This window comes from Sphingomonas sp. C3-2 (genome assembly GCF_033025475.1).
Lineage (GTDB): Bacteria > Pseudomonadota > Alphaproteobacteria > Sphingomonadales > Sphingomonadaceae > Sphingobium_A.
On sequence record NZ_CP130322.1, the window covers coordinates 926,514 to 952,504 of the forward strand.

The 25,991-nt window shown below is 65.2% G+C and carries 25 protein-coding genes and 2 riboswitches; of the genes, 17 read left to right on the forward strand and 8 right to left on the reverse strand.

From position 1 onward, the window contains the following. The first annotated feature begins 1 nt into the window (after position 1). The 8 genes from ccoO (at position 2) to QYC26_RS04530 (ending at position 7,534) form a co-directional block, all read left to right on the forward strand. The gene (gene ccoO, locus QYC26_RS04495) at positions 2 to 736 is read left to right on the forward strand and encodes a cytochrome-c oxidase, cbb3-type subunit II (RefSeq protein WP_317514198.1); all 735 of its coding nucleotides are present in this window, start codon (positions 2 to 4) and stop codon (positions 734 to 736) included. Continuing rightward, positions 733 to 894, forward strand: coding sequence for a cbb3-type cytochrome c oxidase subunit 3 (locus tag QYC26_RS04500; RefSeq protein ID WP_317514199.1), 162 nt, complete (start codon positions 733 to 735; stop codon positions 892 to 894). Before ccoO ends, QYC26_RS04500 begins: the two co-directional genes overlap by 4 nt. Beyond that, positions 887 to 1,834, forward strand: coding sequence for a cytochrome-c oxidase, cbb3-type subunit III (gene ccoP, locus QYC26_RS04505; protein ID WP_317514200.1), 948 nt, complete (start codon positions 887 to 889; stop codon positions 1,832 to 1,834). The genes QYC26_RS04500 and ccoP overlap by 8 nt, the downstream gene beginning before the upstream one ends. Then, on the forward strand, positions 1,821 to 3,275 hold the full coding sequence (gene ccoG / locus QYC26_RS04510) for a cytochrome c oxidase accessory protein CcoG (protein WP_317514201.1): 1,455 nt from the start codon (positions 1,821 to 1,823) through the stop codon (positions 3,273 to 3,275). The genes ccoP and ccoG overlap by 14 nt, the downstream gene beginning before the upstream one ends. Next, on the forward strand, positions 3,272 to 3,742 hold the full coding sequence (locus QYC26_RS04515) for a FixH family protein (RefSeq protein WP_317514202.1): 471 nt from the start codon (positions 3,272 to 3,274) through the stop codon (positions 3,740 to 3,742). The genes ccoG and QYC26_RS04515 overlap by 4 nt, the downstream gene beginning before the upstream one ends. Continuing rightward, the gene (locus QYC26_RS04520) at positions 3,739 to 5,865 is read left to right on the forward strand and encodes a heavy metal translocating P-type ATPase (protein ID WP_317514203.1); all 2,127 of its coding nucleotides are present in this window, start codon (positions 3,739 to 3,741) and stop codon (positions 5,863 to 5,865) included. Before QYC26_RS04515 ends, QYC26_RS04520 begins: the two co-directional genes overlap by 4 nt. Further along, positions 5,862 to 6,035: a cbb3-type cytochrome oxidase assembly protein CcoS gene (ccoS, locus tag QYC26_RS04525; RefSeq protein ID WP_317514204.1), complete on the forward strand. Its 174-nt coding sequence runs from the start codon at positions 5,862 to 5,864 to the stop codon at positions 6,033 to 6,035. Before QYC26_RS04520 ends, ccoS begins: the two co-directional genes overlap by 4 nt. A gap of 68 nt (positions 6,036 to 6,103) precedes the next feature. After that, positions 6,104 to 7,534, forward strand: a complete 1,431-nt coding sequence (locus QYC26_RS04530) for an alginate export family protein (protein ID WP_317514205.1) — start codon at positions 6,104 to 6,106, stop codon at positions 7,532 to 7,534. Positions 7,535 to 7,609: 75 nt separating this feature from the next. On the opposite strand, the gene QYC26_RS04535 is transcribed toward QYC26_RS04530, so the two are convergent. Further along, the gene (locus tag QYC26_RS04535; RefSeq protein ID WP_317514206.1) at positions 7,610 to 8,266 is read right to left on the reverse strand and encodes an OmpW/AlkL family protein; all 657 of its coding nucleotides are present in this window, start codon (positions 8,264 to 8,266) and stop codon (positions 7,610 to 7,612) included. A gap of 121 nt (positions 8,267 to 8,387) precedes the next feature. Between QYC26_RS04535 and hemN the strand changes: the two genes are divergently transcribed. Both hemN and QYC26_RS04545 read left to right on the forward strand, forming a co-directional pair. Next, entirely contained in the window at positions 8,388 to 9,722 is a 1,335-nt protein-coding gene (gene hemN / locus QYC26_RS04540; protein ID WP_317514207.1) for an oxygen-independent coproporphyrinogen III oxidase, read from the forward strand. Positions 9,723 to 9,825: 103 nt separating this feature from the next. After that, complete coding sequence (locus tag QYC26_RS04545) at positions 9,826 to 9,948, forward strand: hypothetical protein (RefSeq protein WP_317514208.1); 123 nt, start codon at positions 9,826 to 9,828, stop codon at positions 9,946 to 9,948. 3 nt (positions 9,949 to 9,951) lie between these two features. Here QYC26_RS04545 and QYC26_RS04550 read toward each other — a convergent pair whose 3' ends face one another. Genes QYC26_RS04550 through QYC26_RS04560 form a run of 3 tightly spaced genes read right to left on the reverse strand, consistent with a single transcriptional unit; the run spans position 9,952 to position 12,545 of the window. Beyond that, complete coding sequence (locus QYC26_RS04550; RefSeq protein ID WP_317514209.1) at positions 9,952 to 10,575, reverse strand: response regulator transcription factor; 624 nt, start codon at positions 10,573 to 10,575, stop codon at positions 9,952 to 9,954. Beyond that, a complete protein-coding gene (locus QYC26_RS04555) occupies positions 10,572 to 11,702 on the reverse strand; it encodes a PAS domain S-box protein (RefSeq protein ID WP_317514210.1) in 1,131 nt (376 codons plus the stop codon). Before QYC26_RS04555 ends, QYC26_RS04550 begins: the two co-directional genes overlap by 4 nt. Before the next feature lie 30 nt (positions 11,703 to 11,732). Then, positions 11,733 to 12,545, reverse strand: coding sequence for a universal stress protein (locus tag QYC26_RS04560; protein ID WP_317514211.1), 813 nt, complete (start codon positions 12,543 to 12,545; stop codon positions 11,733 to 11,735). Positions 12,546 to 12,784: 239 nt separating this feature from the next. Between QYC26_RS04560 and QYC26_RS04565 the strand changes: the two genes are divergently transcribed. The 4 genes from QYC26_RS04565 to QYC26_RS04580 all read left to right on the forward strand — a co-directional run bounded on the left by QYC26_RS04565 (position 12,785) and on the right by QYC26_RS04580 (position 16,696). Beyond that, entirely contained in the window at positions 12,785 to 13,144 is a 360-nt protein-coding gene (locus tag QYC26_RS04565) for a hypothetical protein (RefSeq protein WP_317514212.1), read from the forward strand. A 256-nt stretch (positions 13,145 to 13,400) separates the two neighbouring features. Continuing rightward, entirely contained in the window at positions 13,401 to 13,664 is a 264-nt protein-coding gene (locus tag QYC26_RS04570; RefSeq protein ID WP_317514997.1) for a hypothetical protein, read from the forward strand. Positions 13,665 to 13,672: 8 nt separating this feature from the next. Beyond that, positions 13,673 to 15,265 carry a murein L,D-transpeptidase gene (locus tag QYC26_RS04575; RefSeq protein ID WP_317514213.1) on the forward strand — a complete coding sequence of 531 codons (1,593 nt, stop codon included), beginning with the start codon at positions 13,673 to 13,675 and terminating at the stop codon, positions 15,263 to 15,265. A gap of 126 nt (positions 15,266 to 15,391) precedes the next feature. Beyond that, positions 15,392 to 16,696 (forward strand): UDP-glucose/GDP-mannose dehydrogenase family protein, encoded by a 1,305-nt coding sequence (locus QYC26_RS04580; RefSeq protein WP_317514214.1) that lies wholly within the window; start codon positions 15,392 to 15,394, stop codon positions 16,694 to 16,696. A gap of 3 nt (positions 16,697 to 16,699) precedes the next feature. Here QYC26_RS04580 and QYC26_RS04585 read toward each other — a convergent pair whose 3' ends face one another. Further along, complete coding sequence (locus QYC26_RS04585; RefSeq protein WP_317514215.1) at positions 16,700 to 17,440, reverse strand: HPP family protein; 741 nt, start codon at positions 17,438 to 17,440, stop codon at positions 16,700 to 16,702. A 114-nt stretch (positions 17,441 to 17,554) separates the two neighbouring features. Beyond that, positions 17,555 to 20,662 carry a bifunctional proline dehydrogenase/L-glutamate gamma-semialdehyde dehydrogenase PutA gene (gene putA / locus QYC26_RS04590; RefSeq protein WP_317514216.1) on the reverse strand — a complete coding sequence of 1,036 codons (3,108 nt, stop codon included), beginning with the start codon at positions 20,660 to 20,662 and terminating at the stop codon, positions 17,555 to 17,557. Positions 20,663 to 20,769: 107 nt separating this feature from the next. Here putA and QYC26_RS04595 point away from each other — a divergent pair, with 107 nt between their 5' ends. Further along, complete coding sequence (locus tag QYC26_RS04595) at positions 20,770 to 21,249, forward strand: Lrp/AsnC ligand binding domain-containing protein (RefSeq protein WP_317514217.1); 480 nt, start codon at positions 20,770 to 20,772, stop codon at positions 21,247 to 21,249. Positions 21,250 to 21,273: 24 nt separating this feature from the next. Here the strand turns inward: QYC26_RS04595 and QYC26_RS04600 are convergent, their stop codons facing one another. Both QYC26_RS04600 and QYC26_RS04605 read right to left on the reverse strand, forming a co-directional pair. Next, entirely contained in the window at positions 21,274 to 22,569 is a 1,296-nt protein-coding gene (locus QYC26_RS04600) for an O-acetylhomoserine aminocarboxypropyltransferase/cysteine synthase family protein (RefSeq protein WP_317514218.1), read from the reverse strand. Between the two features lie 110 nt (positions 22,570 to 22,679). Continuing rightward, a riboswitch (cobalamin riboswitch) is annotated at positions 22,680 to 22,902 on the forward strand. Between the two features lie 101 nt (positions 22,903 to 23,003). Further along, positions 23,004 to 23,858, reverse strand: a complete 855-nt coding sequence (locus tag QYC26_RS04605; RefSeq protein WP_317514219.1) for an ABC transporter substrate-binding protein — start codon at positions 23,856 to 23,858, stop codon at positions 23,004 to 23,006. 80 nt (positions 23,859 to 23,938) lie between these two features. Here QYC26_RS04605 and QYC26_RS04610 point away from each other — a divergent pair, with 80 nt between their 5' ends. Both QYC26_RS04610 and QYC26_RS04615 read left to right on the forward strand, forming a co-directional pair. Continuing rightward, entirely contained in the window at positions 23,939 to 24,934 is a 996-nt protein-coding gene (locus QYC26_RS04610; protein ID WP_317514220.1) for an iron ABC transporter permease, read from the forward strand. Next, positions 24,928 to 25,707, forward strand: a complete 780-nt coding sequence (locus tag QYC26_RS04615; protein ID WP_317514221.1) for an ABC transporter ATP-binding protein — start codon at positions 24,928 to 24,930, stop codon at positions 25,705 to 25,707. Before QYC26_RS04610 ends, QYC26_RS04615 begins: the two co-directional genes overlap by 7 nt. 20 nt (positions 25,708 to 25,727) lie before the next feature. After that, a riboswitch (cobalamin riboswitch) is annotated at positions 25,728 to 25,916 on the forward strand. Positions 25,917 to 25,991 lie beyond the last annotated feature (75 nt).

The following is a 25,991-nucleotide window of genomic DNA, read 5'->3' on the forward strand; positions in this document are numbered from 1 at the left end:
CATGGCGACCAAATTTTTCGACCACAAGCGGATCGAACGCAATGTCACCCTGCTCGGCGCGTTGTCGCTGGTGGCGGTGGCGATCGGCGGGATCGTCGAGATCGCGCCCTTGTTCTGGATCGACAGCACGATCGAGAAGGTGGAAGGGGTCCGCCCCTACACCCCGCTCGAGCTGGCCGGGCGCAACATCTATATGCGCGAAGGCTGCTATAGCTGCCACAGCCAGATGATCCGTCCGTTCCGCGACGAGGTGGAGCGTTACGGCCATTATAGCCTTGCCGCCGAAAGCGTCTACGACCACCCCTTCCAATGGGGATCGAAGCGCACGGGCCCCGATCTGGCCCGCGTGGGTGGGCGCTACTCGGATGAATGGCATGTCCAGCATCTGAAGGATCCACGCGCCGTGGTGCCGGAATCGATCATGCCCGGCTATGCGTTCCTTGCCGACAAGGAGCTGAAGCCCGAGGGCATGGCCGGGCATCTGACGGCGCTCAGCCGGGTGGGTGTTCCCTATACCAAGGAAGCGATCGACGCGGCGGACGCCGATATGCGCGCACAGGGCGACCCGGATTTTGATTCCGACGGCTTCGACCAACGTTATCCCAAGGCGCAGAGACGCGATTTCGACGGCAATCCCGGCAAGCTGACCGAGATGGACGCGCTGGTCGCCTATCTGCAGATGCTCGGCACGCTCGTCGACTTCGAGGCGGCCTCGGCGCAGGAGGAACCCCGATGAGCTATAATGAGCTGCGCCATCTGGCGGACAGCTGGGGGCTCGTTTTCCTGGCCGCCGCCTTCCTCACCTTTATCGGCTGGACCTTTCGCAAGGGCGCGCATGTCCATCACGACCGCGCGGCGAACATGATCTTCGACGAGGACCAAGACAATGGCTGAGAAACGTATCGATCCGGCGACCGGCACCGAAACGGTCGGCCATGAATGGGACGGGATCGAGGAACTGAACACCCCCATGCCGCGCTGGTGGCTGTGGACGCTTTACGCCACCATCGTCTGGGGCGTTGCCTATACGGTGGCCTATCCGGCCTGGCCGATGCTGTCGAACGCGACGTCGGGGATGCTTGGCTGGTCGAGCCGCGGCCAGCTGGAAAAGGTGATGGACGAACAGGCGCTGGCCCGCGCGCCGATCACCAAGGCGATCGACGACACGCCGATCGAGCAGCTCGACCAGAACCCGCAGCTGCTGCACGCAGCGGTGGAAGGCGGGCGCGCCGCGTTCAAGGTCCACTGCGTCCAGTGCCACGGCTCGGGCGCGGCGGGATCGAAGGGCTATCCCAATCTGAACGACGACGATTGGTTGTGGGGCGGCGATATCAAGACGATCCACTATTCGATCGAACATGGCATCCGGAACCCCGATCATGACGCGACCCGTTTCTCGCAAATGCCCGCCTTTGGCCGCGACGGCATTTTGAAGGGCAACGAGATCGCCGATGTGACCGCGCATGTCCGCGCCATTTCGGGCCAGCAAAAGGCGAACGCCGCCGCCGCACGCGGCGCCAGGCTGTTCGCCGACAACTGCGCCGTCTGCCACGGCACCGACGGCAAGGGCGACCGCAAGCTGGGCGCACCCAACCTGACCGATGCCATCTGGCTGTATGGCGGGGATTCGGCGAGCATCGCGGCAACCATTGCCAACAGCCGCAACGGCGTGATGCCGCGTTGGGGCGAAAAACTCGATCCGGTGACGGTGAAGATGCTGGCGGCCTATGTCCACTCGCTCGGCGGTGGCGAGGCCCTGCCGGCTGCGAATGCGGTAGCAACCGATAATGCGACCGGCCCGGTCGCAATGGCAGGCAGCGATGAGCGCCCCTGAGCCCGAAGCCGTGACCTCGCTTTATGAGAAGCGGAAGGCCGTCTACCCCAAGGCGGTGGACGGCCCCTTCCGTCGCCTCAAATGGGCGATCATGGCGATCACCCTCGCCATCTATTACATCACGCCCTGGCTGCGCTGGGACCGTGGCTCCTATGCCCCCGATCAGGCGGTGCTGATCGACCTTGCGAACCGCCGTTTCTACATGTTCGCGATCGAGATCTGGCCGCATGAATTCTATTTCGTCGCGGGCCTGCTTGTCATGGCCGGGATCGGGCTGTTCCTCGTCACCTCCGCAGTGGGACGCGCCTGGTGCGGCTATGCGTGCCCGCAGACGGTGTGGACCGACCTGTTCCAACATGTCGAACGCTTTGTCGACGGCGACCGCAACGCGCAGGTCAGGCTGGCCAATGCGCCATGGGGGCCGGCGAAGATCGCCCGGCGCCTTTCCAAATGGGCGATCTGGCTGCTGATTGCCTTTGCGACCGGCGGGGCCTGGATATTCTATTTTGCCGACGCACCGACACTGGTGCGCGATTTCGTGACCGGCAACGCCGCCCCCGTCGCCTATATGACGGTGGGTGTGCTGACGCTGACCACCTTTATCTTCGGTGGCTTCATGCGCGAGCAGGTGTGCGTTTACATGTGCCCCTGGCCCCGCATTCAGGGCGCGATGCTCGACGAAAACTCGCTGGTCGTGACCTATAAGGACTGGCGCGGCGAACCGCGTGGCCGCGGGTTGAAGAAGCAGGATACGCCCGACCTGAAAACCGGCGACTGCATCGACTGCGTCCAGTGCGTGGCGGTGTGCCCGACCGGCATCGACATTCGCGAAGGCGCGCAGATCGGCTGCATCACCTGCGCCCTGTGTATCGACGCCTGCGACAAGGTGATGGCGCAGATCGGCCGACCGCGCGGGCTGATTGATTACTGCACCTCGATCGATGCCGAGCGCGAGAAAAAGGGCGCGGAACCCCGCCCGATGGTGAAGGCGCTGCTCCGCCCCCGCACAATCATCTATTTCTCAGTCTGGGCGGCAATCGGCCTTGCCATGCTGTTTGCGCTGGGCGCGCGCACGCGCGTCGACATCAGCGCGCTGCAGGATCGAAACCCCACCTATGTGCAACTGTCTGACGGTGCGATCCGCAACAGCTACACGATCAAGATCCGCAACATGGAAGCGCGCCCGCGCCCGATGGAGATCGGGATCGACGGGCTGGAGGATGCGCGCATCTGGTCTGAAACCGGCAGCCGCGAAGCCGCCACCCGGACCGTGCAGGTGGAGGCGCCCGCCGACAGCGTGACCAAGGTCCGTCTATTCGTGGTCGCCCCGCGCGACGGCGATCAGCGTACCCCCTTCAACTTCACCGTCCGTCCGCTCGACAAGGAAGGCGGGCACGACAGCGACGACAGCCAGTTCGAACGACCGGAGGCAAATCGATGAGCGAACAGCGTTCCGAAGCGCGTTTCACCGGACGCCATATGGCGATCATCATGGTTGCCTTTTTCGGCGTCGTGATCGCCGTCAACCTCGTGATGGCACGCCATGCCGTCAGCACCTTTGGCGGAACGGTTGTGGATAACAGCTATGTCGCCAGCCAGAAGTTCAACGGCTGGCTGGAACAGGCGCGTGCGCAGGATGCGCTGGGCTGGAAGGCCGATTTCGCGCTCGACCCCGCGCGCTATGCGGTGGTGACGCTCAGCGCCGCCGATGCGCCGATGCCCGGCGCAAGGCTGAAAGGCACCGCGCTCCATCCGCTGGGCCGGGCCGACAGCATTGCCCTGTCCTTCCGCAATCTCGGCAATGGGCGCTATCGTTCGAACGAGACGCTGCCCGAGGGCCGCTGGAAGATCCACCTGAGCATTGCGAACGGCGCGGACAGCGCGCGGTTGGTGGAGGATGTGCAGTGACCGCCGCGGCACTGGCCCCCGGCCATGTCGAGACCAGCTTTTCGGTGCCCTCGTTGCGCTGCGCCGGATGCATCGCGAAGCTGGAGGATGGCCTGCCGCGCGAAACCGGGATCGACAAGGCGCGCGTCAATTTCACCGCCAAGCGCGTCGCGATCACGCATGACAGCGCGCTCGACATTCCCGGGCTGGTCGCCGCGATGGGCAAGCTGGGGTTCGAGGCGCAGCCGCTGAACGGCGAGAGCGCGCGTCCCGAAGATGAGGAAAGCCGGTCGCTGTTGAGGGCACTGGGCGTTGCGGGCTTCGCCTCGATGAACGTGATGCTGCTTTCGGTATCGGTATGGTCGGGCGCGGACGGCGCGACGCGCGACATGTTCCATTGGCTGTCCGCGATGATCGCGCTGCCGACCCTTGCCTATTCGGGCCGCCCCTTCTTCAAATCGGCGTGGTCGGCGCTGCGTCATGGCCGCACCAACATGGACGTGCCGGTTTCGATCGGCGTGATCATCGCCAGCGCGCTAAGCCTGTTCGAAACGATCAACAGCGGCCCCCATGCCTATTTCGACGGCGTGGTGATGCTGATCTTCTTCCTGCTGGTCGGCCGCTGGCTCGACAGCGTGATGCGCGACCGGGCCCGCGACGGCGTGACCGCGCTTCTGAAGCACACCGCCCCCGGCGCGCTGGTACTGAAAAAGGATGGTTCGACCGAATGGCGCGAGACGCAGACCCTGGCGCCCAACATGAAGATGATCGTGGCGGCGGGCGAAAGGCTGGCGGCGGACGGCGAAATCGTCGAGGGCACGAGCAGTTTCGACCGTGCGCTGCTGACTGGTGAGAGTGCGCCGCAGCGCGCCGCGCCCGGCGACAAGGTGCATGCCGGGACGCTGAACATCGACGCGCCGGTGACCGTGAAGGTTACGGCGGCGGGCGAGAATACCGCGATCGCCGACATTGCGCGGATGATGGAAGCCGCAGGCCAATCGCGATCGCGCTATGTGCGCGTGGCCGACCGTGCCGCGCGCTATTATGCGCCCTTTGTCCATCTGCTTGCCATATTGAGCTTTGCGGGCTGGATGATCGCGGGTGCCGGCTGGCACCACGCGCTGCTGATCGCAGTGGCGGTGCTGATCATCACCTGCCCGTGCGCGCTTGGGCTTGCGGTGCCAGCATCGCAGATCGTTGCATCGGGCGCGCTGATGCGTGCCGGGGTTCTGGTGAAGGACGGATCGGCGCTGGAACGGCTGGCCGAGGCAGACCGGGCGCTGTTCGACAAGACGGGCACGCTGACGCTGGGCCGCCCCGAGCCGCAGAATCTGGACGAGCTTTCGACCGAGCAGAAATCGATCGCGCTGGCGCTGGCCCGCGCCAGCCGCCACCCATTGAGCCAGGCGCTGCGCCGCGCGCTGGAGGCAGAGAATGTGACGGCCGCAGAGGTAAGTGCCATCGCCGAGACCGCCGGCATGGGGATGAGCGGAATGGTGGGCGGCATGCCCGTTGCGCTGGGACGCGGCGAGGCAGTGCCGAGCGACGACACGGCGCTGTCCTGCCGCCTGTCGGTAGGGGAAGACCAGTTCGTGCTCATCCGTTTCAAGGATCACCTTCGTCCCGGCGCCGAGGCGCTGGGCAAGGAACTGGGCGCACTGGGCATTGCGGCATCGATCCTGTCGGGCGACCGTGCGAGCGCGGTGGCGCCCGTTGCGCGCGCGATCGGGTTCACCGCGCAGACGGGGATGCTGCCCGAGGACAAGCTGGCGGCGATTCACCGCCTGTCGAACGCTGGCGCGCATGTGCTGATGGTGGGCGACGGATTGAACGACGGCCCCGCGCTGGCCGCCGGCCATGTATCCATGGCGCCCGCATCAGCAAGCGATGCCGGCCAGAACGCAGCCGACCTGGTGTGGATGGGGGACAGCATTGCCCCCGTCCCCACCGCGATCCGCGCCGCGCGCGCGACGATGCGCATCGTCCGCCAGAATTTCGTTCTGGCGATCGGGTACAACATCGTTGCCGTCCCGCTGGCGATTTTCGGCTATGTCACCCCATTGGTGGCGGCACTTGCGATGTCGGGATCGTCGATCATCGTTGTCGGCAATGCGTTGCGTTTGAGGAAGGCTGCACGGCCATGAGCGGACTTGTCATTCTGATCCCGATTGCCCTTCTTCTCGGCGGATGCGGACTGGGCGCGTTCCTGTGGGCGATCCGCACCCGCCAGTTCGAAGATCTTGACGGCGCGGCTTTGCGCATCCTGATCGAGGAGGATCGGCCCGAAAGTGCGACGAAAGATGCATCTAACTAGAGCAAATCCAGCCGCGCAGCCGGTTTCCATCATATAATCAGGCATTGGACCTATGGAGATCAGACCAGATGACAAGCCGGAGCGGGCGATGTGATGTCCGCGTAGACAAGGGGCGGCTGCGCAAGATTTCGCGCAGGCTGATATGGGGCGTAGCAGTGTGCGCGGCAACATGGGGCGGCACGGCCCATGCGGACAGCAATCCGTTGCTTGAGGCGGTAGGGGCGCCCGAGGGGCTGACATTGAAGGCTGGCATCCGTTCGCGGATCGAGGGCATTGACGGCCAGTTCCGCCCCAATAGCGCGACCGACGATTTCATGTGGTCGATCAAAACCAACCTGTTCGCCGAATATGATGCCGGTCCGGTGCGGATCGGCGGCGAGCTTTGGGATGGCCGCGCCTATGGCCAGAAAAAGAATTCCTCGGCGGGAACGACCGAGGTCAACGCCATGGAACTGGTGCAGGCCTATGTCGGGCTTGATCTGGACGATTTGCCCGGCGGATCGAAGGCGACCGCCAAGGCGGGGCGCTTCACGCTCGATATCGGCTCGCGCCGCCTGATCGCACGCCAAGCGTTCCGCAACACCACCAATGCCTATACCGGTGCTTATGTCGACTGGACGGGCAAGGCCGGCGATCGGCTGATCCTGCTCTGGTCGATGCCGCATCAGCGCCTGCCCGACGATGCCGATGGCATTCGCGAAGACGGCGTGGAATGGGACCGGGAATCGACCGACCTGCAATTGTTCGGCGGTCATTTCACCAAGGCCGGTGTGTTCGGCAAGGGCACGCTGGAGCTGTACGGATATCGGCTGTTCGAGCGCGATTCAGATGCGCAGCACACGCGCAATCGCCGCCTGTTCACGCCCGGCGTCCGCCTTTCGCGCAAGCCCGCGAACGGCGCCTTCGATTATGATCTGGAGGCAGCCTATCAGTTCGGCAAGACCCGGGGCAGCGCGGCCGCAAGCGACCTGACCGACCTCGATGTCTCCGCCTATTTCGTTCATGCCGAAATCGGCAAGACCTTTGGCGGCGCATGGAAACCGCGCCTCTCGGTACATTTCGACGAGGCGAGCGGCGATGGCCCCAAGGCCGGCCGCTATAACCGTTTTGATACGCTGTACGGCGCGCGTCGGTTCGAATTTGGGCCGACGGGTCTTAACGGCCCGGTGGGGCGCGCCAACCTGATGTCGCCGGGCGTGCGGCTGGATGTGAAGCCGGACAAGCGCACCGATGCTTCGGTGATGTACCGGGCATTATGGTTGGCGGATGCGAGCGACAGCTTCTCCTCCACCGGCGTGCGCGACCGCACGGGTAATTCGGGGCGCTTCGCCGGTCACCAGCTGGAAGCGCGCGTGCGTCATTGGATCATCCCCGACCTGCTGCGCGTGGATACGGGGGCCGCCTATCTGGCCAAGCGGCGTTTCCTGCACGATGCACCCAATGCGCCCGATACGGGTGACACCAAATACGCCTATCTGGATTTCTCACTCGAGATCTGATCCCGCGCATAAAAAAACGGGGTGGACCGAGGTCCACCCCGTAGGCGGGAGATGCTCTTGAGGGAGCGTAAACCTTTAGAGGCGGACCCCAACACCGACGCCGACGACGATCGGATCAAGGCTGACCTTCACCTTTTGCTGGCCGATGGCCGTGGTGTTGATCCGCGCGGTAGTATCGATGTCGATGTATTTGACGTCGAAATTGAGGAAGAGCTTCTTGTTCAGATCGACATCGACGCCGGCCTGCGCTGCCCAGCCGAAGCTGTCCTTGAGCGCGACCGAGCTATCGCCAACGGCTGCTTCCAGCCCTGAAGATGCCTTGTCCGAATAAAAGGCGGTGTAATTGACGCCGACGCCGACATAAGGACGCACCTTGCCGTTCGGCAGCGGGTGATACTGGACGGTGAGCGTAGGCGGCAGCACCCAGGTGGATGCGAGCTTGCCGATCCCTCCGGTCGTGCCGCTGCGGCCCGAGACATTATGTTTGGTGGTCGCCGCGATCAGTTCGAAACCGATATGGTCAGTCGCCATGTAGGTGATGTCGACTTCGGGCATCACGCTGTTGTCGACCTTGACCTTTTCACCCGGAAACGCGGGCAGGATGGAGCCGGAGCTTTCGGTCGGCGCGACCATGATGCCGCGAACGCGCAGCAACACATCGCCTGCTTCGGCATGCGCCGGGGCCGCAACAAATCCCGCGCCGGTAAGCAACAGGGCAACGAGCTTTTTCATGGCCGGAAACTCCCTTTTCATTCGCCACTTCATGAATCGGGTTGTGCCGGAACGCGCGCAGAGCCGCCTTGATGCGAAACAATTTTGTTATTGACCGAGATCAAGGAAATGGACGGCGCCTGTGGATAAGTTCACGGGCATGTGGACCTATCATCCCGATCTGCTCGCGACGCCCGTTCCGCGCTATACCAGCTATCCCACCGCCGCCGAATTCACCGACGGCCCGGGCAACACCGAAATGGCCGAGGCGCTGGATCTTATCACGCCGGGCACGCCGACCTCGCTTTATGTCCATATCCCCTTTTGCGAGAAGATCTGCTGGTACTGCGGATGCAATACCAGCGCGGCTAATCGTGAAAGCCGGGTGACGGCCTATCTTGATGCGCTGCACGACGAGATCGCACTGGTTGCCGGACGGCTGAACGGCCGCGCGCAGATCGGGCGGATCGCCTTTGGCGGCGGCAGCCCGAACGCGCTTGCGCCGGCGGACTTCCTGATGCTGGTTGAAACGCTGCGCCACCGGTTCGACGCGGCGAATGCCGAGATTTCGGTCGAGATCGATCCGCGCAGCTTTACCCGCGAATGGGCGGGCGTGCTGGGGGCACTGGGCACCGGGCGGGTGAGCCTGGGCGTGCAGACCTTCAGCGAACCGGTGCAGCGCGCCATCGGCCGCGTGCAGCCGACCGCGATGATCCGCCAGACAGTGGACTGGCTGCGTCTGGCAGGCGTGTCGTCGATCAATTTCGACCTGATGTACGGGCTTCCCGGCCAGTCGATCGACGATCTGTTCGAGACGCTGGCGATCGCGCGCACCATGGCCCCCGAACGCATCGCGCTGTTCGGCTATGCCCATGTGCCGCAGTTGATCGCGCGTCAGCAGCGGATCGATGCAAGCGCCCTGCCCGATGCAACGCTGCGCTTTGACCAGATGGCGCTGGGGCATGAATATCTTCTCGACGCCGGATACCGCGCCATCGGCTTCGACCACTTCGCCGTGGCCGACGATCCGCTTGCGACCGCGCTCGACACGGGACGATTGCGGCGCAATTTCCAGGGCTTTACCGATGACGATGCGGCGAACCTGATCGGGTTCGGCGCAACCTCGATCAGCAGCTTTGCCGACCGCATCCTGCAATCCGAGAAGAATTCGGGGCGCTACCGGATGCTCGTGAGCAGTGGGCGCCTGCCGCAGAACCGCGGGATCATGCGCACCGCCGACGACCGGCGGCGCGGCGCCGTGATCGAGGCGCTTCTATGCTATGGCCGCGCCGATACGGCGGCGATTGGCGCTATGCCCGCAAAGCTCGACCGCTTCATCGAACGCGGGCTGGTGCGCCGCACGGGCACGGCGATCGAGCTGGCCGAGGATGCCCTGCCCTATGCGCGCGCCATTGCCGCCTGCTTCGACGCGCACCGCCAGGCGCCGGGCGTGCGCCAGTTCAGCAATGCCGTGTAGCCACGCAGCATATGCGGCGCTGGCGGCCATATGCTTCGCCGCCATTCCAGCGGAGGCGCTGCCACCGCAGCTAATGGTAGTGTCGCTGTGCACCGCAGAGGGCGTGCGCGACGTAGCCGTGCCCGATCAGGGCGATGGCAAGGACGCGCCGCGCCGGGGCAAGGACTGCACACTCGCCTGCCACGCGGTAACCGACCGACGCAAAGGCACGCGTGAGGAGGCATAATGATCAGTCCGCCGGCGTATCCACATCCGCTGCGGCGAAGGCGAGGCGCAGCGCTTCGGACAAGCTGCGCACTTCAAGCTTGGCCATGAGGTTGGCACGGTGGATTTCGACGGTGCGCGGCGAAATCCCAAGATCAAAGGCGATCGTCTTGTTGGGCAACCCTTCGACCAGCCCGTCGAGCACCTCGCGCTCGCGCGGGGTGAGTATCTTGAGCCGGGTGGCGGCTTCCTCGGCATTGGTGCGGCGCTGACCGCTGCGATCGAGCCGGGCCTGCGCCTGATCGAGCGCGGCCATCAGCACCGCCTTTTCAAACGGCTTTTCAATAAAATCGATGGCCCCCGCCTTCATCGCGCGGACCGCGATGTTGACGTCGCCATGCCCCGTCATGATCACGACCGGCATCGCGACACCGCGTTCGATCAGCGCCTGCTGAACCTCGAGCCCGTCCATCCCCGGCATGCGGATATCAAGCAACACGCAGCCCAGCGGAAGATCGCGGACATCCTTCAGAAACTCGACGCCCGACGCGAAGCTTTCAACCTTGAAACCCGATGTGCGCAGCATGAAGCCCGCCGAGCGGCGGATCGCTTCCTCATCATCGACCAGATAAACCAGTTTTTCCGTCATTCGACCGCCTCGCTGGATGTCGTCGTTATCAGCGTGAAATGAAAGGCCGTGCCGCCCAATGTGGATGGCTCTGCCCAGATGCGCCCGCCCTGTGCCTCGATGATCGTGCGACAGATGGACAGGCCGAGCCCCATACCGTCGTCCTTGGTGCTGAGAAAGGGCTCGAAAAGCCGCGAGGCGACCTCGGGATCGAGGCCCACGCCGCTATCGCCCACCGTGACATGGACGAGATTGCCCGGCACCGCGCGTGAGATGATTTCCAGCTGTTGCACGGGGCAGTTTTCCATCGCCTCGACCGCGTTGCGGATAAGGTTGAGGAAGACCTGCTGCACCTGAATGCGATCGACAAGCACGCTGTCTGCCTCCGGATCAAGGACGACGCGCACCTCGATGCCGCGTTCGCCCGCACCGACAAGCGCCAGAACATTCGCCTCGGTCACCAGCTTGCGCAGACTTTCGATCTGTTTTTCGGTATCGCCGCGCGCGATAAAATCGCGCAGGCGGCGCACGATCTGCCCGGCGCGGACCGACTGGCCCGCCGCTTCATCGAGCGCCTCGCGGATGATCTCGATCGTGGAAGCGTCGGGATTGTCGAGCAGATCGCGTGCCGCCTCCATATAGTTGGCGATGGCGGTGAGCGGCTGGTTGAGTTCATGCGCGAGCGCGGAGGCGAGCGACCCCATCGCACTGACGCGTGAGACATGCGCCAGTTCGCCCTGAAGATCCTGAAGCCGCCGTTCGGCCTTCTGGCGTTCGGTCAGATCGCGGATGAAACCGGTGAAGACGCGGCCATCGGGGGTGACGGCCTCCCCCACAGAAAGTTCGATCGGGAAGGTCGATCCGTCGCGCCGCCGCGCGGTGGTAACACGGCCGATGCCGATGATGCGGCGCTGGCCGGTATCGAGATAGCGTTCGAGATAGGAATCATGCCGCTCGCGATCGGGCGACGGCATGAGCATGCTGACATTTTCGCCCGCAACCTCTTCCTCGGCGAAACCGAACATGTCCTCAGCCGCGCTGCTGAAGGAGAGGATGGTGCCACGGCCGTCGATGACGACCATGGCATCGGGCACTGTCGACAAGATCGAGCGCAGATGCGCTTCGCTGAAAGATCCAAGATTGGGCACCCGCATCTTCTAGCGGGAAACGCAATCAACTCAATGCGACATGAACAACGGAATCCGCGCATCTCCAAGCAGATCGCGCGTGACGCCGCCCAGGATCATCTCACGCAGCCGCGAATGGCCATAGGCCCCCATGACAAGATAGGAGGCGCCAATTTCATCCGCGGTGCGCGCAAGCGTTGCGCCAACGCCCTTGTCGCCGGGCGCCACGGTACGGATTTCGGGCTCAAGCCCATGACGCGCCAGATAGCTCGCCGCCGCCGTCGATGGAAAATCGCGCGTTTCCTGCGTGATCTCGACAAGATGGACATCGGACGCAAGCTTGAGGAGCGGCACCGCGAAGCGCAGGGCGTGCGCGGCCTCATAGGATCCGTTCCACGCAACCATCGCGGGACCAGCCACATCGAGCGGCTTAACCTGTGCGGGGATCGAAAACACCGGTGCGCGCGAATGGAGCGCGACATCGGGCACCACCGGAATGGGCTCTGCCACCGGATCATCACCGCGCGCGGGCTGGCTGAGGATGACGACATCGGCAAGCCGCGCCTGGCTGATCAATGTCTGCGCGACATTGCCGTCGAACTGAAGCCAGTCCCACGACACGCCTTCCGATGCGAGGCGCGCCTCGATCCGGGCGCGCTCGGCCGTTTCCTGTTCGCGCAAATTGGCCAGAACCTCCTTCACCGCATACATGCCGCCAAAGGGATCGGTACCCACGAAATATTCAAGCGGGGTGATCTGGACGCAGGAAATATGACCGCTGGTGGCGCGTGCCAGATCGAGCGCGAATTCGAGACGCGCGGCCTGACCGATATCATCATGCACGTGAAGCAGGATCGTCTTCATCTGGGACTCCTAGCCTGTAACGCCGACCAGCTTACCGCCCTGAATGGTCGGCCGGATTACGCAGTGTTACGGAGGCGTTCCCTTTTGGGATGCGCCCATCCCCCAGCCAAAATGGCTCCCTGACCAAGATTTTGCATTCCACGGCGCACAAATGCAAATCCGTTTATTACCAGCGCATTGGGTATACTCCGTATCAATGCGTATTTTGGCTATGGAGGACATCTGCGCATCTGGAGCGCATGACTTGGAAAACCGTCCGCCTCGAACTGGCCCGCACAAAGGATTTCCCCAACGGCTCCGCCGGCCGGGCCTATCTCATGCGTTTGCCGCTCGACGGACATGGGGTGATCGACGAAACCGAGTTCACCGCCAATCCGCAATTCGCGACCGTGCGCCGCTATTGGCCGAACGAGGCCGATCGTGCGGGGTATCTGATCCGCCGAAAAAAGGGCTGGGCCTTTTCCTATGCGATTGGCGACGAGGACGATGAGGACATTTTCCACCTCGAAAGCCATCCGATCGCACTGGGCGAATATCTGACCATCACCGAAACCGACCGGACACGGCTTCCTTTTCGCGTGATGCGCTGCGACGGCTGACGCGCCCTACCCTATCCTTTTTCGTCAAAGGCGACATGAGACCTTATCCGGTGTCGCATAGAATGCGTCCGTATTCAGCGAGTTGAGCGATACGCCGCAGGTGCAGACTGTCGCACCGCATTGGCATTTTGTCGCAACCGATCCGAAACCATTTTTCAAATGGTATCCACAGGCGGAACGAATGCAGGAAATCGTCGTTTCCCAAAGATGTGCGCGTGGATTGCGGAGTTACCCGCGCTCTCTCTGGGAGGTAATGATGAAGATCAGATATCTGGCTCTCCTATTGGCCGGACCCGTTGGGCTGGCCGCTTGTTCGTCGACAGAGAAAGAACCGCCCGCACCGCCGCCGCCGCTGGGCGCCGGGGCGATTGCCGGTACGGTGGCCGCCGACCGCGACGGTGATGGCGTGGTCGATGGCTATTACACCTCGGACGGCATGTACCACGCCTTCCAGGCGCCGCCATGTCCGCCGCCTCCCCCGCCCCCGCCGCCGCCCAGCAAGGCCGGTGAACGAGGCTGATACGATCGGTGAAACACGCATTACCGGGGTTTTCCGGCGTAGTGATGACGCTGGCGGCGCTGTGCGCGTCGCCGGCGTTCGCCGCTACTGAGCCGGTTGCGGGGGATGCCATCAGCGCATCCCCCGCCACCCCCATTGCCGTTGCGATCCGATCGAGCGTCAGCGGCAAGCTGAAGGATTTCTACCGCCCGCGCGGTTATTGGCCGCTCTGGGCTCAGGACGGCGCGATCGGAGAAGAAGCCGACCGGCTGATCGACCTGATCGAAACCGCCGACACCGAGGGACTGAACCCTTCGGATTACGACCCCAAGGTGCTGCGCAAGCTGATCGAGAAAGCGCGCGAGGAACCGACGCCCGCCAATATCGCCAAGGCGGAGTTACGGCTGTCGCGCGCCTTTGCGTCCTATGTTTCGGACACGCGCGGACCGCCGGGCGTCAAGATGGTCTATCTCGACCAGGAACTGGTGCCCGAGCCGCCGAGCCAGATCGCGGTGCTGCGCGCCGCCGGGGTCGCGCCTTCCTTTTTGCGTTACATGACCGAGATGGGCTGGGCGAGCCCGGTCTATGCCAAGCTGCGCGACGCGCTGGTGGCATATCAGGCCGATTGGGGCGGCCTGCCATCGGTGCATATTGCGGCTGGCCCCACGCTGCGCAGCGGATCGAAGGGGGATCGCGTGCGCCTGATGCGGATGCGGCTTGGCCTTGCCCCGGGAGACAGGTTCGACAAGGAGGCCGCCGCGCGGCTGCGCGCCTTTCAGACGATGCATGGGATGAAGGCGGACGGGATTGCGGGCAAGGGCACGATCGCCGCGCTCAACCGCACCCCGGCGCATTATGAGCGGCTGATCCGCCTCAACCTCGAACGCGCGCGCGTCATCCCCTCTCCCCGCCGCCGTCACATATTGGTGGATGCCGCCGCGGCGCGGCTGTGGCTGTATGAGGATGGTGAGGCGAAGGATACGATGCGCGTGGTGGTTGGCCAGCCGACGCAGCCGACGCCAATGCTGGCGGGAATGATGCGCTATGTCGTCGTCAATCCTTATTGGAATGTGCCGCCCGATCTTGTCCAGCGGCGGATCGCGCCGCGCGTGCTGAAGGGCGAGGCCAGCCTGAGCGGGCTGCGTTATGAGGCGCTGTCCGACTGGACGCACGATGCACATGTGCTGAACCAGTCGGAAATCGACTGGCAATCGGTGGCGGCGGGCGGGCAGACGCTGCGGCTGCGCCAGTTGCCCGGCGGCAACAATGCGATGGGGCGCGTGAAATTCATGTTCCCCAATGATCTGGGCATTTATCTCCACGACACGCCCGACAAGGCGCTGTTCAAGGAGGACGACCGCCGTTTCAGTTCGGGCTGCGTGCGCGTCGAGGATGCGGGGCGGCTGGCGGAGTGGTTGTTTCGCAAGCCGCTGGAGCCGAAAACCGGCGATCCTGAGGAGCAGATCTATCTGCCTGAGCCGGTGCCGGTATACATCACCTATCTGACCGCTTCGCCGACGGACAAGGGCATCGCGTTTCGCGAAGACGCCTATGGCCGCGACGGCGACGAGGAAGCCCGGCTGGCTGGCCATCCCGTCGCGAAAAAAAGGCCGGTCGGCTGAGCGGGGCTGGCGCTTCGCCCATGGGGATTCCTATCCGGAAGGCACGCTTGGCGGCTCACGCAGGAGACGCTAAACGCCTCGAAATACGCTCGGCGCAGCCAAGCTGCGGCGCATATTGGAGTAATTATGCAGATAACGATGATCGGTTCGGGCTATGTGGGTCTGGTATCGGGAGCATGCTTCGCCGATTTCGGCCACGACGTGATCTGCGTGGACAAGGACGCCAGCAAGATCGACGCGCTGAAAGCCGGCCGCATGCCGATCTATGAGCCCGGGCTCGACCAGCTCGTCGCGTCCAACGTCAAGGCGGGCCGCCTGTCGTTCACGACCGAACTGACCGATGCGGTTGCCGATGCCGATGTCGTCTTCATCGCGGTGGGCACCCCCTCGCGCCGTGGCGACGGCCATGCCGACCTGTCCTATGTCCATGCCGCCGCCGCCGAAGTGGCCAAGGCAATGAACGGCTATACCGTCGTCGTCACCAAATCGACCGTGCCGGTGGGCACCGGCGACGAAGTGGAACGGATCATCCGCGAAGCCAATCCGAGCGCCGATTTCGCGGTGGTTTCCAACCCCGAATTCCTGCGCGAAGGCGCCGCCATCGGCGACTTCAAGCGCCCCGACCGGATCGTGGTGGGCACCGAGGACGAGCGCGCGATCAAGGTGATGCAGGAAGTGTACCGCCCGCTGTTCCTGAACCAGTCGCCCCTGCTCTTCATGTCGCGCCGGACGGCCGAGCTGACCAAATATGCGGCGAACGCATTCCTTGCGACCAAGATCACCTTCATCAACGAAATCGCCGACCTGTGCGAAAAGGTGGGCGCGGACGTGCAGGAAGTGTCGCGCGGGATCGGGCTCGACAACCGCATCGGTAACAAGTTCCTCCATGCCGGCCCCGGCTATGGCGGCTCGTGCTTCCCCAAGGACACGCTGGCGCTGCTGAAGACCGCGCAGGACAACAACGTGCCGCAGCGCATCGTCGAATCGGTGGTGGCGGTGAACGATGCCCGCAAGCGCGCAATGGGCCGCAAGGTGATCGAGGCGCTGGGCGGCGACGCGCGCAAGAAGACCGTCGCGGTGCTGGGCCTGACCTTCAAGCCCAATACCGACGATATGCGCGACAGCCCCGCGATCGACGTGATCCGCGTGCTGCAGGATCACGGCGCCGTCATCCGCGCGACCGATCCCGAAGGGATGGAACAGGCCAAGCTGGTGATCGACGGCGACGTCAACTGGTGTGACGGCGCCTATGAGGCGGTGGAAGGCGCCGATGCGCTGGTGATCGTGACCGAATGGGACGCGTACCGCGCGCTCGACCTGGGCCGGGTGAAGGACCTGATGAAGGCGCCGGTGATGATCGACCTGCGCAACATCTATCCGCGCGCCGATGCCGAAGGCGCGGGCTTCGCCTATTCGGCGGTGGGCCGCTGAGCCTTAGATCCGGATTTCCGCGCTCGTTTCCGCCAGTTCGGCATCGAAACGGGCGCGGGCATTCGCCTCTACCTGAAGCAACAGCGCGTCGATATCGTCGCGGCTGATATCAAGGCTCTCGCCAAATCCGGCGAGGGCCTTTTCCACATCCTGCGGCATGAAATGCGGATGCGGCAGCGGATCGGGCACGGGGGCCGTCGGAATCGGCACGACGACCGGACGGTGCGGATAGCTGTGGCCCGAGAAACGGTGGAAGACGACCGCACCGAGCGCCATCAGCAGCGCATTTACCCCGATCGGAAAGACGGCGAAGCTCCAGCCCGCTCCCGCCACCGCCGGGCCGCCAAGCACCGCCGTGATCGCGGCCGCGCCGCCGGGCGGATGGAGACAGCGCAGCGCAGACATGACGCCGATCGCCAGCCCCGCCGCAACGCCCGCCGCGATCATCGGATCGGGGATGAGCCGTGCCACCGCGATGCCGACAAGCGCCGAAATGGTGTTCCCGCCGATGACCGGCCAGGGCTGGGCGAGCGGGCTAGCGGGCACCGCAAAGAGAAGGACGGCGGAAGCGCCCATGGGGGCGACGAGCAAGGGCACATGGATGCCAGGCCCCGCGAACCAGCGACAGATGAGCCCGGTGGCCGCGATCGCGCAGACAGCGCCGATACAGCCCCAGAGGCGATCGCGAGCGGTGGTGCCGGGAAGAAGCGGGCGGCATCGTGAGAACAGGGCAGTAACGGTCATCGGCACAGGCTGCGTATCCGTGGAACTGGCAGCCCCCTAGCATGCCCGGCGGTGCGGATATACCCGCCAAACGAATGGGCCGGACAAGGGACATCCCCCCGCCCGGCCCGCCGATCAGAGGTTCATGAGCGCCGGATCGCCGCCCTGCGCGGTGATGTTGACCGACAGCGCGCGTTCGGTGGCGTAACGCAGCAGCGCGTGGGGCCCGCCCGCCTTGGGGCCCGTGCCCGAAAGCCCTTCGCCGCCAAAGGGCTGGACGCCGACGACCGCGCCGATGATCGAGCGGTTGACGTACATATTGCCCGCCGGGACGAGCGCCCGCACCTCGCGCGCGAAGCGTTCGATGCGGCTATGGACGCCGAGCGTGAGGCCATAGCCGCGCGCGGCAAGCCGACGGGCAACCTCGGGCAGTTCGGCATTCTGGTAGCGGTAGATGTGGAGGACGGGGCCGAACACCTCACGCTCGAGGAAATCGGGCGAAGGCACCTCGGCAATGACGGGGCCGAAAAAGCTGCCGCGACCTGCCAGCGGGCCGACATCGCGGCGGCCCAGAACCTTCGCCTCGCGTTCGAGCCGGTCGAGATGCGCGGTGAGCGCAGCGTGCGCCTCTTCATCGATGACCGGGCCGATATCGGTGGCCGGATCGGCCGGATCGCCGATCACCTGCGCCGCAAGCGCGCCGACGAGCGTTTCGATGACCTGATCGGCGCTGTCGGCGGGAAGGAAGAGCATGCGCAGCGCCGAACAGCGCTGACCGGCCGAGCCGAAGGCGGACAGAATGACATCGTCGACCACCTGTTCCTTGAGCGCGGTGGTATCGACGAACATGCCGTTGAGCCCGCCGGTTTCCGCGATGAAGGGGATGATCGGCCCGCGCCGTTCGGCGAGCGTACGGTTGATCGCCCAGGCGGTTTCCGTGCCGCCGGTAAAGGCCACGCCGTCAATGCCCGGATGGCGGGTGAGCGCGGCGCCGACGACCGCCCCGTCGCCCGGAAGAAGCGCCAGCACATCGGGATCGAGCCCCGCCCGGTGGAAGAGGCGGACGGCCTCTGCCGCGATGAGCGGGGTCTGTTCGGCGGGCTTGGCGATGACCGCATTGCCCGCCGCGAGCGCGGCCGCGATCTGGCCGGTGAAGATGGCGAGCGGGAAGTTCCAGGGCGAGATGCAGACGAACACACCGCGCCCGCGCAGTTCGAGCTGGTTGGTTTCGCCGACCGGGCCCTCGAGCGTCTGGAGACCGCCGAACTGTTCTTCGGCAAGGCGCGCATAATAGCGGCAGAAATCAACCGCCTCGCGCACTTCGGCGACACCGTCGTTGAGCGTCTTGCCCGCCTCGGCCGAGAGGAGCGCGATCAGCCGGTCCATATCGGCTTCAAGCGCATCCCCCATGGCGCGCAGCACCGCGGCGCGGCCACGGCCAGTGAGCGCATCCCAGCCGGGCTGCGCGGCGCGCGCGGCGGCAATAGCGGCATCGACGTCCTTCTGGCTGGACTCAACAACATCGCCCACGGCGACCGAACGGTCCGAGGGGCTGGTGACCGCGACCGCAGGCCCCGCGCGCAGCGTGCCCCCGACAATCGGACCCGAGGCATAGCGTTCGGTCCGCGCCAGCGATGCCGCGCGGTCGGCGGCAAGGCGTTCGTCGAAGATCGAATAATCGCGGCCCAGCGGGTTCTGGCGCGCCGCGCCGTAGATGTGCGCGGGCAAATGGATGCGCGGGTGCGGGCCGGGCTGCGCCTCGACCAGCGCGATCGGATCGCGCACGACATCTTCGGCGGGGACGCGTTCGTCGAGCAGCGCATGGACGAAGGAGCTGTTCGCGCCGTTTTCAAGCAGGCGGCGGACCAGATAGGGGAGCAGTTCCTCATGCCCGCCCACGGGCGCATAGGCGCGCAGGATGATGCCGCCGTAACGCGTGTCAGCGGCGGCGTAGAGCGCCTCCCCCATGCCGTGCAGACGCTGATGCTCGATCGTGATGCCCGCCTTCGCCGCGAGGCGGCGGACGGCGGCGAGTGTGTGCGCATTGTGCGAGGCGAATTGCGGATAGAGATCGGGTGCGGCCGAGATCAGCGCCTGCGCGCAAACCAGATAGCTGAGATCGGTGGCGGGCTTGGTGGTGTAGACCGGATAGCCGGGGCGCCCGGCAACCTGCGCCTTCTTGATCTCGCTGTCCCAATAGGCGCCCTTGACCAGCCGCACCATGATGCGGCGGCCGGATTCGCGCGCAAGCTTGGCGAGCGCGGCGATGACGAAGGGCGCGCGCTTCTGATAAGCCTGAACGACGACGCCGAGCCCCTGCCAGTCGCCCAGCTGCGGTTCGTATGCGAGCCGTTCGATGAGCTTGAGCGAAAGGACGAGGCGATCGGCCTCCTCGGCATCGATCGCGAAGTTGAGATCATGACGCGCGGCAATCAGCGCGAGGCGAACCATGCGGGGATAGAGATCGTCCCAGACGCTGGCTTCCTGCACCGCATCGTAACGCGGGCAAAGGGCCGAAAGCTTGACCGAGACGCCGTGGCCATGTTCGGGGCCGGCACCGGCGGCGTCCTTGCCCACCGCCTGGATCGCATCGGCATAGATGCGTTCATAGCGATCGGCATCGGCGGCGGTGCGCGCACCTTCGCCGAGCATGTCGAACGAACAGAGCGTCTTTTCCTTGCGCGCGCGGTTGAGCGCGGCCTCGATCGTGCGGCCGAGGACGAACTGTTCGCCCATCATCTTGACCGCAGCGCCCACCGCCTGCCGGATAACGGGTTCACCGACGCGCGCGGTGAGCCGTTTCAGCGTACCGGTGAAATCGCGGCGGGTGTCTTCATCGACATCGACGAGACGGCCGGTGAGCATCAGCCCCCAGGTGGAGGCGTTGACGAACAGGCTGTCGGACTTGCCGATATGGCTGGCCCAATCGGCCGAGGAAATCTTTTCGGCGATCAACCGATCACGGGTTTCGGCATCGGGGGTGCGCAGCAGCGCCTCTGCCAGGCACATCAGGGCAAGCCCTTCGTTGGTGCCAAGGGCGAATTGCTGGAGGAAGCTTTCAACGACACCCTGTTTGCGTGCCGAGGCCCGCGCGGCGTGGACCAGCGCGAGCGCTTCATCGCCGATGGCGGCGCGGTCGTCACGGTCGAGCTTGTTGGCGGCGAGCAGACCGCGGATCACGGCGGCTTCATCGCCGGATTTCGCGTCGTCAATCGCATCCCAGGACGATTTGGTGTCGAGCATATTCAGAAAACTCCGGGGCGGCACAATGCCGGCATTTCCACGGTATATTTTTTTGTTTATTGAATGTGCTTCGTTTATTTTGGCTCAAAGCCGAAGGAAAATCGAAATTGAGCGACAAATCCGAAAAATCATCACTGGACGCAACGGACCGCCGATTGCTGCGTGTGTTGCAGGAAGACGGGCGGATCACGAACCAGGAGCTTGCCCGACGTTGCGGATTATCGCCAGCGGCTTGTTTCGACCGGGTGAAGCGGCTGCGCGAACGCGACGTGATTCTGGGATTCACCGCGCAGCTCAACCCCGCCAAGCTTGATCGCGCGATGCTGATCTATGTCGAGATCCTGCTCGACCGGACGACCGACGACGTGTTCACCGCCTTTGCCGCGCATGTGCGCGAGGTCCCCGACGTGCTGGAATGCCACATGGTGGCGGGGGGCTTTGATTATCTGCTGAAGGTGCGCGTGGCCGACATGACCGCCTACCGCGCGTTTCTGGGCAACGCGATCGCGACCATGCCGGGGGTGCGCGAAACGCGGACCTATGCGGTGCTGGAAGAAGTGAAGCGGACGACCGCCCTTCCCGTCTGACACGAAAAGGGCGGCCGATCGGCCTTATTGCGCGGCGTCGAGCGCCTGGGCGAGATCCGCGAGGATATCGTCGATATGCTCAAGCCCGACCGAGAGACGGACATAGCCGGGCGAGACGCCGGTCGATGCCTGTTCGTCGGCGGAAAGCTGCGAATGGGTGGTCGATGCCGGATGGATGGCAAGGCTGCGCGCATCGCCGATATTGGCGACGTGATAGAAGAGCTGGAGCGCGTCGATGAACTTGCGCCCGGCCTCCATGCCGCCGGCCAGTTCGAAACCGAGCAGGCCGCCCATGCCGCCCTTCAGATAGCGATCGGCGCGTTCGCGCTGCACCCCCGTCTGCAGCGAGGGGTGGATGACGCGGGTGACATCGCTGCGAGCGCTGAGGAAGCGGGCAACCGCCTCGGCATTCGATGCATGACGCGGCATGCGCAGCGGCAGCGTTTCCAGACCCTGCAGGATCTGGAACGCGTTGAACGGCGAGAGCGCGGCACCAAGATCGCGCAGCAGGATGACGCGCGCGCGCAGGATATAGGCGATGGGGCCGAGCGGCTTTGCCGCCTCGCTCCACACCGCGCCGTGATAGCTGGGATCGGGGGTGTTTAGCATCGGCTGGCGATCGGGGTGCGCCCCCCAGTCGAAATTGCCGCCATCGACGATGAGACCGCCGATCGAAGTGCCGTGCCCACCGATGAACTTGGTGGTCGAATAGACGGTGATCGCGGCGCCGTGATCGAAGGGACGGCAGAGCAGCGGCGCTGAGGTGTTGTCCATGATCAGCGGGATACCGAAGCGACGGCCGATTGCGGCGACCTCGGCGATCGGAAAGACGCTGAGCTTTGGATTGGGGAGCGTTTCGGCGTAATAGGCGCGGGTACGATCATCGGTGGCGCGGGCAAAGGCTTCGGGATCGGCGGGATCGACGAAGCGCACCTCGATCCCAAGATCGCGGAAGGTGTTGGCGAAGAGGTTCCAGGTGCCGCCGTAAAGATCAGTGGAACTGACGATATTGTCGCCCGAGCGCGCCAGATTCTGGATGGCGAAGGCCGAGGCCGCCTGCCCCGAGGCTACCGCAAGCGCCGCGGCGCCCCCCTCGATCGCGGTCATCCGATCTTCGAGGATCGCGGTCGTCGGGTTGCCCAGACGGGTGTAGATATTGCCCAGTTCCTTGAGCGAGAAGAGGTTGGCCGCATGTTCGGCGTCGCGGAACTGATAGGAGGTCGTCTGGTAGATCGGCGGTGCCACCGCACCCGTCGACGGATCGGCGCGCCAGCCGGCATGGAGCGCAAGCGTTTCAGGATGCAAATTTCGATCAGCCACAAGCCTCTCCTGGGCAATAAATGAATAATGATCAGCCCTTAGGCGAAATCACGCCAGGGGATCAACGCATCAACCACGCCCATTATACGCAATCGCGCTTGGCGCGGCGCGTGCCATGTCATAGAGCGGGCGCGAACAGCGCCGGTACCGGGAACGCAGTGAGGGCGGCACGCCGCCCGATTCTGAGGCTAGCCCTGTAACTGTAAGCGGCGAGCGCGGCATGCATGCGAAGGCGAAAAACCTTCGCGCCCACTGGATCCTCCACGATCCGGGAAGGGGCAGCCGGGCGACGACCCGCGAGCCAGGAGACCGACCGGCGCCTGTCGCTCTTGCCCGGCCCAGGGAATGGTCGCGGCACGGTATTCCGTCTGGGCGACGCCGATCTGGAGACGCCAATGCGGGAATGCCGGGCAGCCGATACTGCTCACTTTATTTCAGGAAGCGGCGGCCGCCGCGATCTGCCGACGCAGATTTTCCACCGCCAGCGGATAGGAAGGCCCACCGCACACGGTGAGCGCTTCAGACAGGCTGAGCCGGGGAATGACGCGCAGCGCCGGGTGATGGAGCATTTCGGTGCCCTGATCGGCGACCTGCGCGGTTTCGGCATCGACCAGCAGGAAATCGGGCCGTGCGGCAACCATTTCCTCGAGCGAGAGCTGGGCGAGCATCGGCTTGTTCAGCCGCCGGGCGAGATTGTCGGCGCCGGCGCGCGTCAGGATATCGTCGACGAGCGTGCCCGTGCCGGTGAGGAAACCACGCCGCTGATAATAAGCGACGACCGGGCGGGCCGTACCCGCCTGCACCGCCCCCACTACGCCGAGGCGGCGGACGAGATCTTCGCCGCGTGCCTGCTGGCCGAGCGCGGCGGCGACGCTGCGCGCCTGCGCGATCATTTCGGCTTGCGAATTGGCGAGCCCGAATTCGACAAAGGCAACCGGATGGTTGCGAAAAAGCGCCTCGACCCCCGCGCGCTGATAGTCGCTGCCGATGATGAGATCGGGCTGAAGCGCCAGAAGCTCCTCCGCGCTGCCTGCCGACACCGGATAAGCAGCCGCCGCGCGCGCATGGAAGGACATTTTGGGATCGCGTGCATATTCGGAGAGCGCAGCGATCTGACGGCGATCGGCAAGTTCGATCAGATATTGATCGGCGCACATGTTGAGCGACACGACGCGCAAAGGATACGCCGGCGCGGTGACGCCCACGGGCTGCGCCGCGCGCTCGGCCGACGGCCCCAGCCCGATCAGGGCGAGCAGCGAGGCGAACAGCGCGGCGAGAGACTGAAACACGAAACGCGGCCTTTCCGGAATAAGCGCGCGCCCGGCATGGCGCGGATCGTCGCCGGATTCAACCTTGGGGAGCCCCGTCGATGGGCGCGGTGAGCCGACCGATGCTGATCGGGGTGCTGGCGCTCATCACGCTGATCGCCGCCATGGGGTCGCTCGCCATCGGCCCTGCCCCGCTGAGCCTGACGCGGATGGCCGACACGTTACGCGGCGCGGACGACCCGATTGCGCGCACGATATTGTTCGAACTGCGTGTGCCGCGCACGATCCTCGCGCTGCTCGTCGGCGCGGTACTCGGCACGGCGGGCGCCGCGCTGCAGGGTTATCTGCGCAATCCGCTGGCCGAACCATCGGTGCTGGGCGCATCGACCGCCGCCTCGCTGGGCGCGGTGATCGCGCTGTATTTCGGCTTTGCGATGATCAGCCCGATCCTGTTGCCGGGCTTTGCCGTGGCGGGCGCGATGATCGGGCTGGTGCCGCTCTTCCTGCTGGCGGCGCGATCCGAAAGCCCGTTGACGCTGATCCTGGCCGGGATCGCGATCAGCACGCTGGCGACCGCGGGGGTGAGCCTTGCGCTCAACCTGTCCCCCAACCCCTTTGCCGCGATGGAGATCACCAACTGGCTGATGGGTGCGCTGGAGGACCGATCGTTCCAGCATGTCTGGATTGCGCTGCCCTGCATCAGCATCGGCATGGCGCTGCTGCTGTGGAACGGCCGCGCGCTCGACGCGCTGACGCTGGGCGAGGACGGCGCGCGCGCGCTGGGCGTCGACCTGAAGCGGACGCGGTTGCGCCTGCTGGCAGGGGTTGCCGTCGGCGTGGGCGGCGCGGTCGCGGTGTCGGGCGCGATCGGTTTTATCGGGCTGATCGTGCCGCACCTTATCCGCCCGCTCACCGACCGCAGCCCGAGCGCGGTGCTGTGGCCATCGGCGCTGGGCGGCGCGGCGCTGTTGACGCTGGCCGACATCATGGTGCGGCTGATCCCGACATCGAGCCAGTTGAAGCTGGGCGTGGTGACCGCCTTTCTGGGGGTTCCGATCTTCCTGTTCCACCTGATCAAGGAGAGGCGGCTATGGTGATGCTAGAGATCGAGGGGCTGGCCGTCGAACTGGGTGGCCGCGCGGTGCTGCACGGGATCGACGCGCGGTTCGAAAGCGGCGCGATGATCGGGATCATCGGCCCCAATGGCGCGGGCAAATCGACGCTGGCGCGCGCGGTGCTGAACCTGGTGCGCCCGCGCGCCGGCCAAGTGACGATCGACGGGCGGCGGATCGACACGATGCCGCGCGAGACGCTGGCGCGGACGATCGCCTATCTGCCGCAGGGCCAGACGCTGCACTGGCCGCTGACCGTCGAGCGGATGGTGGGGCTGGGCCGCCTGCCGCATCTGGCGCCCTTTTCGAAGCCGCGCGCCGAAGATCTTGCCGCGATCGACCGCGCGATGGAACGCGCCGATGTCACCGCGCTTGCCAACCGCGTGGCGACCGAGCTTTCGGGCGGCGAGCGCGCCCGCGCGATGCTGGCGCGCGCGCTGGCGGTGGAGGCGCCCGTGCTGATCGCCGACGAGCCGCTGAGCGCGCTCGACCCCGGCCATCAATTGCAGGTGATGGACCTGCTGGCAGCGCAGGCGCATGGCGGCGCGCTGGTGATCGCGGTGCTGCACGACCTGACACTGGCGGCGCGGTACTGCGACCGGCTGGTGCTGATCAACGCGGGGCGGATCGCCGCCGACGGCACGCCCGAACAGGTGCTGACCGATGCGCTGTTGCGACAGGTTTACGGCGTCGAAGCGTGGACCGGTGATGTCGCCGGGCACCGGCTGATCGTGCCGATGGCGCTGAGCCATGCTTGACCCCCGCCCCGACCCCGCCTATCCGCCGCCGCGCGACAGGTTCCCCGGCACCGGGGATGAAAAGGGAACGGGGTGAAGATCCCCGGCTGCCCCTGCAACTGTAAGCGGCGAGCCGACGCATCACGGGCCATTGGGACTGTTCCCGAGAAGGCGATGCATTCGGCCATGACCCGCGAGCCAGGAGACCTGCCCGTCGCGGTCGTCCTTCGCCGGGCCAGGGTGCGCTGGGCGAGCGGGTCATTCCCCGAGCGACGACATCGTGGCCGTGCGCTGGCACGGGCGCG

What these genes read in the sequence shown, in the direction of transcription:
- ccoO (WP_317514198.1), top strand. Translation starts at nt 2, where the DNA reads ATGGCGACCAAATTTTTCGACCACAAGCGGATCGAACGCAATGTCACC.
- QYC26_RS04500 (WP_317514199.1), top strand. Translation starts at nt 733, where the DNA reads ATGAGCTATAATGAGCTGCGCCATCTGGCGGACAGCTGGGGGCTCGTT.
- ccoP (WP_317514200.1), top strand. Translation starts at nt 887, where the DNA reads ATGGCTGAGAAACGTATCGATCCGGCGACCGGCACCGAAACGGTCGGC.
- ccoG (WP_317514201.1), top strand. Translation starts at nt 1,821, where the DNA reads ATGAGCGCCCCTGAGCCCGAAGCCGTGACCTCGCTTTATGAGAAGCGG.
- QYC26_RS04515 (WP_317514202.1), top strand. Translation starts at nt 3,272, where the DNA reads ATGAGCGAACAGCGTTCCGAAGCGCGTTTCACCGGACGCCATATGGCG.
- ccoS (WP_317514204.1), top strand. Translation starts at nt 5,862, where the DNA reads ATGAGCGGACTTGTCATTCTGATCCCGATTGCCCTTCTTCTCGGCGGA.
- QYC26_RS04530 (WP_317514205.1), top strand. Translation starts at nt 6,104, where the DNA reads ATGACAAGCCGGAGCGGGCGATGTGATGTCCGCGTAGACAAGGGGCGG.
- QYC26_RS04535 (WP_317514206.1), bottom strand. Translation starts at nt 8,266, where the DNA reads ATGAAAAAGCTCGTTGCCCTGTTGCTTACCGGCGCGGGATTTGTTGCG.
- QYC26_RS04550 (WP_317514209.1), bottom strand. Translation starts at nt 10,575, where the DNA reads ATGACGGAAAAACTGGTTTATCTGGTCGATGATGAGGAAGCGATCCGC.
- QYC26_RS04560 (WP_317514211.1), bottom strand. Translation starts at nt 12,545, where the DNA reads ATGAAGACGATCCTGCTTCACGTGCATGATGATATCGGTCAGGCCGCG.
- QYC26_RS04565 (WP_317514212.1), top strand. Translation starts at nt 12,785, where the DNA reads ATGACTTGGAAAACCGTCCGCCTCGAACTGGCCCGCACAAAGGATTTC.
- QYC26_RS04570 (WP_317514997.1), top strand. Translation starts at nt 13,401, where the DNA reads ATGAAGATCAGATATCTGGCTCTCCTATTGGCCGGACCCGTTGGGCTG.
- QYC26_RS04580 (WP_317514214.1), top strand. Translation starts at nt 15,392, where the DNA reads ATGCAGATAACGATGATCGGTTCGGGCTATGTGGGTCTGGTATCGGGA.
- QYC26_RS04585 (WP_317514215.1), bottom strand. Translation starts at nt 17,440, where the DNA reads ATGACCGTTACTGCCCTGTTCTCACGATGCCGCCCGCTTCTTCCCGGC.
- putA (WP_317514216.1), bottom strand. Translation starts at nt 20,662, where the DNA reads ATGCTCGACACCAAATCGTCCTGGGATGCGATTGACGACGCGAAATCC.
- QYC26_RS04610 (WP_317514220.1), top strand. Translation starts at nt 23,939, where the DNA reads ATGGGCGCGGTGAGCCGACCGATGCTGATCGGGGTGCTGGCGCTCATC.
- QYC26_RS04615 (WP_317514221.1), top strand. Translation starts at nt 24,928, where the DNA reads ATGGTGATGCTAGAGATCGAGGGGCTGGCCGTCGAACTGGGTGGCCGC.